At 74.9% G+C, this 8,160-nt stretch carries 8 protein-coding genes; 3 read left to right on the top strand and 5 right to left on the bottom strand.

Annotation, left to right across the window (positions count from 1 at the left end; genetic code table 11):
• Nucleotides 1–176: 176 nt before the first annotated feature.
• The gene (locus ACSNN9_RS26800; protein ID WP_436676028.1) at nucleotides 177–1,961 is read left to right on the top strand and encodes a hypothetical protein; all 1,785 of its coding nucleotides are present in this window, start codon (nucleotides 177–179) and stop codon (nucleotides 1,959–1,961) included.
• Nucleotides 1,962–2,015: 54 nt separating this feature from the next.
• Nucleotides 2,016–3,107: a glycosyltransferase family 2 protein gene (locus tag ACSNN9_RS26795; protein WP_436676026.1), complete on the top strand. Its 1,092-nt coding sequence runs from the start codon at nucleotides 2,016–2,018 to the stop codon at nucleotides 3,105–3,107.
• A gap of 22 nt (nucleotides 3,108–3,129) precedes the next feature.
• Here ACSNN9_RS26795 and ACSNN9_RS26790 read toward each other — a convergent pair whose 3' ends face one another.
• Genes ACSNN9_RS26790 through ACSNN9_RS26775 form a run of 4 tightly spaced genes read right to left on the bottom strand, consistent with a single transcriptional unit; the run spans nucleotide 3,130 to nucleotide 7,082 of the window.
• Nucleotides 3,130–4,074, bottom strand: a complete 945-nt coding sequence (locus ACSNN9_RS26790) for an ABC transporter substrate-binding protein (protein ID WP_436676025.1) — start codon at nucleotides 4,072–4,074, stop codon at nucleotides 3,130–3,132.
• Nucleotides 4,074–4,922 carry an ABC transporter ATP-binding protein gene (locus ACSNN9_RS26785; RefSeq protein ID WP_358087242.1) on the bottom strand — a complete coding sequence of 283 codons (849 nt, stop codon included), beginning with the start codon at nucleotides 4,920–4,922 and terminating at the stop codon, nucleotides 4,074–4,076. Before ACSNN9_RS26785 ends, ACSNN9_RS26790 begins: the two co-directional genes overlap by 1 nt.
• Nucleotides 4,923–4,947: 25 nt before the next feature.
• On the bottom strand, nucleotides 4,948–6,039 hold the full coding sequence (locus tag ACSNN9_RS26780; protein WP_436676024.1) for a FecCD family ABC transporter permease: 1,092 nt from the start codon (nucleotides 6,037–6,039) through the stop codon (nucleotides 4,948–4,950).
• The gene (locus ACSNN9_RS26775; protein WP_436676023.1) at nucleotides 6,036–7,082 is read right to left on the bottom strand and encodes a FecCD family ABC transporter permease; all 1,047 of its coding nucleotides are present in this window, start codon (nucleotides 7,080–7,082) and stop codon (nucleotides 6,036–6,038) included. Before ACSNN9_RS26775 ends, ACSNN9_RS26780 begins: the two co-directional genes overlap by 4 nt.
• A 154-nt stretch (nucleotides 7,083–7,236) precedes the next feature.
• Between ACSNN9_RS26775 and ACSNN9_RS26770 the strand changes: the two genes are divergently transcribed.
• Complete coding sequence (locus ACSNN9_RS26770; RefSeq protein WP_436676022.1) at nucleotides 7,237–7,596, top strand: YciI family protein; 360 nt, start codon at nucleotides 7,237–7,239, stop codon at nucleotides 7,594–7,596.
• 12 nt (nucleotides 7,597–7,608) lie between these two features.
• Here the strand turns inward: ACSNN9_RS26770 and ACSNN9_RS26765 are convergent, their stop codons facing one another.
• Entirely contained in the window at nucleotides 7,609–8,049 is a 441-nt protein-coding gene (locus tag ACSNN9_RS26765; protein WP_358087248.1) for a cytidine deaminase, read from the bottom strand.
• Nucleotides 8,050–8,160 lie beyond the last annotated feature (111 nt).

The following is an 8,160-nucleotide window of genomic DNA, read 5'->3' as shown; positions in this document are numbered from 1 at the left end:
ACCCGCCCGCCCGGTCCGGCCCGACATCGGCCGGGCCGGGCGGCCCCGCATCGCCCGCGACGCCCCGTCGTCGGCCTTTGCCGCGCGGGGGATCACGGGTCGGTGGACCCGCCCGACAGCCCACATCTCGGACGGCGGATCGACACGACAACCCGCATCGTGAATCATCTATCTTCATGACCACCGGGTCCACGGACGCCCGACCGCCCGCCGAGATCGCCGAGCACGACGAGGATCCCCCCACCGGGGACCCCGGCCGGCCGGAGCGGTGGCGGTGGCTGCGACACGAATGGACGCTGGCGGTGCTCGGCGGGCTGCTGCTGGCGGTGGTGCTGACCTGGCCGACGATGCGGCATCCCGCGAGCACCATCCCCGGCGACATCGGCGACCCCACGTTGCAGGCGTGGCAGATGGCCTGGGCCGGGCACGCCGTGCTCAGCAACCCAACCGGTCTCTGGCACTCGAACACGTTCTTCCCCGAGACGCACACGTACGCCTACAGCGACACCCTGCTCGGCTACGCCCCGTTCGGGATGCTCGGCTCGGGCTTCGAGGCCGCCCTGGTCCGGTACAACGTGATGTACGTTCTGGTGCACGCGTTGGCCTTCGTCGGGGCGTACGCGCTGGCCCGGCAGCTCGGGGCGGGCCGGCTGGGCGGAGCGGTCGCCGGGGTCGCGTGGGCGTACGCGCCCTGGCGGTTGGCGCACTCCGGCCACCTGAACATCCTCTCCAGCGGCGGGATCGCGTTGTGCCTGGCGATGCTGGCCCGCGGGCACGGCTGGTCGCTGCGGCACGGGTACCGGCCGGAGCGACGACGTCCGGGCTGGGCCCTGGCGGGTTGGCTCGTCGCCGCCTGGCAGATCAGCCTGGGCTTCGGCATCGGGCTGCCGCTGGTGTACTTCCTGCTGGCCGCGGTGCTGGTCGGGGCCGGCGGCTACGGCTGGTCGTGGTGGCGGCGCGGGCGACGACCCGCGTTCGGCCGGCGGCTGCTGGTCGCCAACCTGGCCGGCGGGGCCGTCTTCGGCGCGGTGACGCTGCTGCTGGGCCTGGTCTACCTGAAGGTCGTCGACCTCAATCCGCAGGCCGAGCGGTCGCTGGCCTGGACGGAGATGTTCTCGCCGCCGCTGATCGGCTTCGTCACCGCCCCGGCCGACTCGTGGTGGTGGGGCGAGCGGCACGCGGCGGCCCGGGAACAGCTCTCCTGGCCGCCGGAGATGGCGTTGCTGCCCGGGATGGTCCTGCTCGCGCTGGCCGCGGCGGGGTTGTTCGTCTCGGTGTTCCCGGCCCGGCACCGAGTCGCGTTGGGGCTCGGTGTGCTCGGCACGGTGCTGCTGGGCCTGGGCGTCACCCTCGGCGGCGACGGCGATCCGGGCTACCTGACGCTGTCCAAGCACCTGCCGGGCTGGGACGCGCTGCGCACGCCGGGCCGGATGATGCACTGGACCAGCCTCCTGCTGGCCGTGCTGGCGGCGGGCGCGGTGACGGTGTTCGCCACGGCGGTGCGGCGGTGGTCGTCCCGGGGCTGGGTCGGGTTCCTGGCCCCGGTGGTCCTGCTGGTGCCCCTGGCCCTGGTCGGGCTGGAGGGGGTCAACCGGACGGCGCATCCGGTGGTGCCGACGCCACCGGCCGCGATGCGTACGGCGGGGGAACCGATGCTGGTGCTGCCCGCCGGCGGCGCGGTCGATCTGATCTTCATGTTGTGGACGACGGACGGGTTCCCCCGGGTGACGAACGGGCTGGCCGGGTTCGAGCCGGTCACCCAGGCGCAGACCCGGGCCGCGACGGCCGCCTTCCCCGACCCGGGCAGCGTGGCGTACCTGCGGGGCATCGGGGTGCGGTCCGTGGTCGCCCTGCCGGGCTGGACCGCCGGCACGCCCTGGGAGGGCATCGCGAACCGGCCGTTCGACGGGCTGGGCATCACCCGGGAGGAGATCGATGGTGTGCTGGTCTACCGCCTGTGAAGGCGCGGGGCGGCGCGGCGCCAGCCGGGCACCCACGGGCACCGGCCGGGCGGGGTGACGAGGATGCGCCTGTCGGTGGTGGTGCCCTGCTTCAACGAGGAGGCCTCGGTGGAGCGGTTGCACACGGCGGTGACCGCCGCGGTCGCGGAGCTGTCCGACGTCGAGGTCGAGGTGGTCTACGTCGACGACGGCAGCTCCGACGGCACCCTCGTGGCGCTGCGCCGGCTCGCCGCCGCCGATCCCACCGTGCGGTACACGTCGCTGAGCCGGAACTTCGGCAAGGAGGCGGCGATGCTGGCCGGGCTGGAGCGGGCCACCGGGGACGCGGTCGTCATCATGGACGCCGACCTCCAGCATCCGCCGCGCCTGCTGCCCGACATGGTGGCGCTGTACCGGCAGGGCTTCGACCAGGTGATCGCCCGCCGGGACCGGCGCGGGGACCGCTTCGTACGGATGCTGGCCTCGCGGTCCTTCTACCGGGTGGTCAACTGGTGGATCGACGTGCGGCTGCTGGACGGGGCGGGTGACTTCCGGCTGCTGTCCCGACTCGCGGTGGACGCGGTGCTGGCGATGCCGGAGTACAACCGCTTCTCGAAGGGGCTGTTCTCCTGGATCGGGTTCCGCACGGTGGTGGTCGCGCACGGCAACCAGACCCGGCAGACGGGCCGGAGCAGGTGGACGTTCGGCAAGCTGTTCAACTACGCGTTCGACGGGCTGCTGTCGTTCAACAACCGGCCGCTGCGGCTGGCGATCTACGCCGGCCTGTTCCTCACCCTGATCGCGGTGGTCTACATGGCCTGGGTGGTCGCGGACGCCGTCGACAAGGGGATCGACGTTCCCGGCTACACCACCATCATCGTCAGCGTGATCGGCCTCGGCGGCATCCAGATGACGATCCTGGGCGTGATCGGGGAGTACATCGGCCGGATCTACTACGAGACCAAGCGCCGGCCGCACTACCTGGTCCAGGAGACCGAGGACCTGGTGACGGAGAGCGGGGAGGCGCCCCGGGTGCCGGACCAGCCGGCGGTGCGGCCGGTCGAGCGCATCCGGCAGGGCGGGCCGGCCCGCGAGGACCTCCCCCGCTACCGCTCGCTGCGGCGCGCCGCCGGCGAGTCCGTGGCGGGTGACGCGCGGCAGCCGTAGCGGCTGCCGCGCGCGACCGGGGTCAGGCGGTGAGGTACTTCTCCAGGTCGTCGAGGATCTTGTTGGCGGCGCCGATGCCGATGCCGGTCATCCAGATCTCGTCGGAGACGACGTGCGCCTTGCCCGCCTTGACCGCCGACAGCCCCTTCCAGAGCGTCCCGCCGGTGACCTTGGCCTGCTCGGCGGCGGCCTTCTCGCCGTACGCGGTCACGAAGACGACGTCACCGTCGACCTCGCCGATCCGCTCCGGGCTGACCCGGTCCATCCGCCGGTCCTCCTTGCCGGTGAGCTGCTGCCGCTCGGGGCGGCCCAGCCCGGTGTCGCCGATGACGATGCCGGAGAACGAGTCCGGCCCGTACACCCGGATCTCGGTCGGCATGAAGCGGACGATGGAGACCTTACGGTCGGCCGCGTCGCCGAGCTTGCCGCCGAACTCCCTGGCCCGCGTCTCGTACGTGGCCAGCAGGTCCTTGGCCTGCTGCTCCTTGCCGAGCGCCTTGCCGTCGAAGAGGAAGTTCTCCTTCCAGGTGATGCCGACCTTCTCGGTGAAGACGGTCGGCGCGATGGCGGCCAGCTCGTCGTAGAACTTCTCCTGGCGGAACTTGCTGCCGAGGATCAGGTCCGGCTTGAGGGCGTTGATGGCCTCCAGGTCGGGCTCGGTGAGCACCCCGACCTCCTTGATGGCGGCCAGCTTCTCCTCGCCGAAGTAGGTCGGCCAGCTCTTCGCCTCACCGGCGGTGGCGGCGCCGACGGGCGTGACGCCCAGGGACAGGGCCGTGTCGATCTTGTCGGTGTCGAGCACGACGACCCGCTTGGGTTCCGCCGGCACCTTGGTGGTGCCCATGGCGTGGGTGATCTCCCGGGTCTCCCCGGTGGTGGTGCCGGCGACCGGGTCGCTCTCACCACAGGCGGTGAGACCGACGCCGAGGGCCAGCGCCGCGGTGAGGGCGGCGGCGAGACGACGCATCAGATTCCTTTCGAAGGGTACGAGCCGGTCAGCGGCGTCGCCGCGTCCCCGGCGGAGGGGCGAGCCAGGGAGGGACTGGTGAGCGCGGGCACCACCAGGGGCGCCCCGGTCACCGGGCAGGGCACGACCACGCAGTCGAGGCCGAAGACGTCCCGGACCAGGTCGGCGGTGAGGATCTCCCGGGGCGGCCCGGCGGCCACCACGGCGCCGGAGCGCATCGCGATCAGGTGGTCGGCGTACCGGGCGGCCTGGTTGAGGTCGTGCAGCACGGCGACGACCGTGCGCCCCCGCTCGACGCGCAGCCGGTGCAGCAGGTCCAGCACCTCCACCTGGTGGGCGAGGTCGAGGAAGGTGGTGGGCTCGTCCAGCAGCAACGCCTCGGTGTCCTGGGCGAGCGTCATGGCGATCCAGACGCGCTGGCGCTGCCCGCCGGAGAGGGTGTCCACCGGCCGGTCCGCCAGCCCGGTCACGTCGGCGAGCGCCATGGCCCGGTCGACGGCGACGCCGTCGGACTCCGACCACTGCCGCCACCACCGCTGGTACGGCTGCCGGCCCCGGCCGACCAGGTCGGCGACGGTCACCCCCTCCGGCACCAGCGGGCTCTGCGGCAGCACGCCGAGCCGGCGGGCGACCTCGCGGGTCGGCAGGTCCCGGATGGCGGTGCCGTCCAGCAGCACGGCGCCGCGCCGGGGCGTGAGCAGGCGGGCCATGGTGCGCAGCAGGGTGGACTTGCCGCAGGCGTTGGGGCCGACGATCACCGTGAACGCGTCGCCGGGCAGCTCCAGGTCGAGCCCGTCCAGCACGGTCCGCTCGTCGTAGCCGGCGACCAGGTCGCGGGTGGAGAGCATCACGCCTCCTTGCCAGGGTGGGACATCACGAGGACCGCCGCCGGCCGCGGAGCAGCAGGAAGATCAGGTACGGGCCGCCGATGGCGGCGGTCAGCACGCCGGCGGGCAGCTGGGTGGGGGCGAACAGCCGCCGGCCGCCCAGGTCGGCCAGCACCAGCAGCAGCGCCCCGAGCAGCGCGGCGCAGACCAGCGGCGGGCGCTCGGCGCGGACCAGCCGGCGGGCCAGCTGCGGGGCGACCAGGGCGACGAAGTCCACCGCGCCGACCTGGGCGGTGACCATCGCGGCGGCCAGCACCCCGGTGCCGGCGAGGCCGACCCGGCGGGCCACCGGGCGCAGGCCGATCCCCCGGGCGGTGTCGTCGTCCAGGGCGGTGCTGTTGAGCGCCCAGCCGGCCCAGGCCAGCACCGGCAGGAGCGCGGCCAGGGTGAGGGCGATCCAGAGGCTCTCGGTCCAGCCCTTGCCGGCGAGCGTGCCGATCAGCCAGATCTGCGCGCGCAGCCCGTCGATCGGGTCGGCGGTGAGCATGACCACCTCGGTCAGGGCCCGCAGCGCGAAGGCGACCGCCACGCCGGCGAGCACGAACCGCTGGGCGGCCAGCCCGTGCCGGGCGCCGAGGACGAACAGCAGCACGGCGGCGACCAGCCCGCCGAGCAGCGCCGCCGGCGCCACGAGGACGGCGGCGACGCCGCCGGTCAGGGCCACCGTCGCGGCGAGACCGGCGCCCTGGGTGATGCCGACGACGTCGGGGCTGGCGAGCGGGTTGCGGGCCACGCTCTGGATCAGCGTGCCGGCCACCCCGAAGGCCGCGCCGGCCACCGCGGCCAGCACCAGCCGGGGCAGCCGCAGGTCCAGGACCACCAGGTCGTACGGGGTGCCGGCGCCGGAGAGGGCGCGCAGCACGTCGGCCGGGGCGACGTACGGGGTGCCCAGGGAGAGGCTGAGCACCCCCGCGGCCAGCAGCAGCACGACCAGCGCCGCGGCGACCAGCACCGAACGGCGCCGGACCTGCACGGCGACCGGGCCGATCCGCACCAGCGACCGCCCGGGCAGCGCGGTGACGCCCAGCCGGGGTCGGCCCGCCGGCCGTCCGACGGCCGGGGTGACGGGGGCGGTCACGCCGTCACGACCTTCGCGCGGCGGACCAGGAAGGCCAGCAGCGGGGCGCCGATCAGCGCGGTGACGATGCCCGCGGGCACCTCCCCGGGCGGCGCGACGAGCCGGCCGACGACGTCGGCGCCGAGCAGCAGCGCGGGCCCGAGCAGCGCCGAGACCGCGAGGGTCCAGCGGTGGTCGGCGCCGACCAGGGCGCGGGCCAGGTGCGGCACCGCGAGCCCGACGAACGCGATCGGCCCGGCCGCGGCGACGGCCGCCCCGGTGAGCAGCACCGCGGCGACGCCGCCGCCGAGACGGACCAGCCCGATCCGGTGCCCCAGGCCCCGGGCCACGTCGTCGCCGAGGGCGAGCGCGTCCAGGCCCCGGGCGACCAGCGCGGCCAGCGCCAGCCCGGCGAGCACGAACGGCAGCACCTGGGCGGCCACCGTGAGGTCCCGGCCGGTCAGCCCGCCGACCACCCAGAAGCGGTACTCCTCGAAGGTGCGGGCATCCATGCTGAGCAGCGCGTACACCACGGAGGCGAGACTGGCGTCGAGGGCCGCGCCGACCAGCGCGAGGGTGACCGGGCTCGCGCCCTCGCGGGCCTTGGCCGCGACGGCGAAGACCAGCACGCCGGCGCCGAGCGCGCCGGCGATGCCGAACCAGACGTAGCCGGCGAGGGTGCCCACGCCGAAGACGGAGATGGCCAGCACCACACCGAACGACGCGCCGGCGCTGATGCCGAGGATCCGCGGTTCGGCCAGCGGGTTGCGGGTGAGGGCCTGGAAGAGGACCCCGGCGACGGCGAGCGCCAGCCCGACGGCGAGGCCCAGCGCGGTGCGCGGCATCCGCAGCTCCCGCACGATGGTGGCGGCCTCGCCGCCGTCCGGGGCCACCAGCGCGCGCCACACCTCGTCGACGGCCAGCGCCCGGCTGCCGAGGGCGAAGCTCGCCAGCACGGCCAGCAGCAGCACCAGCGCGGCGGCGACGGTGACCGCGAGCCGCCGGCCACCACGCGCCCGGGGCCGGGCGCCGGCCGGCGCCGGTCGGGTGGCGAGGGTGGTCACGAGGCTCCTGCACGTTCGGGCTTAGGGTCGCCTTACCGTAGCCGAACGCCCTGGCCGGGCCTAACTCGCGGTTGTCGATCCGGGCGGCGCTGACCAGGGCGGAGAGCGCCGGATCCGGGCGGCGCGGGGCCCCGGCCGGCCTAGGGTGTGGGGCATGCGATTCGACCAGCACACCGTGGTGCTCCTGGTCCGGCCGTCGGACGCGCCGGAACTGCCGCTGGACGCGGCCGACCGGTTGCAGGACGCCCACCTGGCCCACCAGGCGGGGCTGGTGGAGCAGGGGCTCGTCCTGGCCGCGGGCCCGTTCGTCGACGCCGACGACGAGCGGGTGCGCGGGTTGGTCGTGCTCTCCGTCTCCCCGCAGGAGGCCCGCGAGCTGTACCGCAACGACCCGGCCGTGCGGGCCGGGCGGCTGGGCGTGCGGGTGATGAGCTGGATGGTGCCGGAGGGCAACGTGCGCTTCGAGGACGTGCCGATGCCCCGGTCGATGCTGGAGGCCGCCGCCGGCGACTGACGGCCCGGGGCGTCAGTCGGCCGGTCGTGGCGTGGGCAGCGGGCCGGTCGGCCCGTCGAGCTGCTGGTCGGCCCAGACGTAGGTCTCCGGCAGCAGTTCGGCGACGTGCACCACGCGCAGCGCGTCCATCGGCCCGACGATGACCCGGACGGTGGGGAAGTAGTCGCGCAGCACCTGTCGGCAGCGCCCGCAGGGCGGGATCACCCCGCGCCCCCGGTCGCCCACGGCGACGATCGTCTCCAGCTCGGTGACGCCCTGGGTGGCGGCGGCGCCGACCGCGACCACCTCGGCGCAGGGGCCGCCGGTGAAGTGGTAGACGTTGACCCCGGTGAACACCCGGCCGTCGGTGGTCCGCGCGGCGGCGGCGACCGTGTGGTTCTCGCTGCGGCAGCGCAGCTTGGCGACCGCCGTGGCGGCCTGCACCAGGGCCCGGTCGGTGTCGCGCATCGTCATCCCATCCCCCGTGGCCAAGGTCGGTCGGCGCCCCACTCTAGACCGGCGGACCGACGCCGCGCTCGCCCTGTGCGGGGCCGCCGGCGGGCGTGACCGGGGCGGGCGCGGCGT

Origin of the sequence: Micromonospora sp. URMC 107 (genome assembly GCF_051386315.1) — a bacterium.
Classification (GTDB): Bacteria; Actinomycetota; Actinomycetes; order Mycobacteriales; family Micromonosporaceae; genus Micromonospora.
Note: the sequence above shows the minus strand (reverse complement) of the source record. Positions and strands in the feature narration are given on the sequence as shown.

Coding starts and splice junctions, on each gene's coding strand:
- ACSNN9_RS26765 (WP_358087248.1), bottom strand. CDS start 8,049: ATGACGATGCGCGACACCGACCGGGCCCTGGTGCAGGCCGCCACGGCG.
- ACSNN9_RS26785 (WP_358087242.1), bottom strand. CDS start 4,922: ATGCTCTCCACCCGCGACCTGGTCGCCGGCTACGACGAGCGGACCGTG.
- ACSNN9_RS26800 (WP_436676028.1), top strand. CDS start 177: ATGACCACCGGGTCCACGGACGCCCGACCGCCCGCCGAGATCGCCGAG.
- ACSNN9_RS26770 (WP_436676022.1), top strand. CDS start 7,237: ATGCGATTCGACCAGCACACCGTGGTGCTCCTGGTCCGGCCGTCGGAC.
- ACSNN9_RS26790 (WP_436676025.1), bottom strand. CDS start 4,074: ATGCGTCGTCTCGCCGCCGCCCTCACCGCGGCGCTGGCCCTCGGCGTC.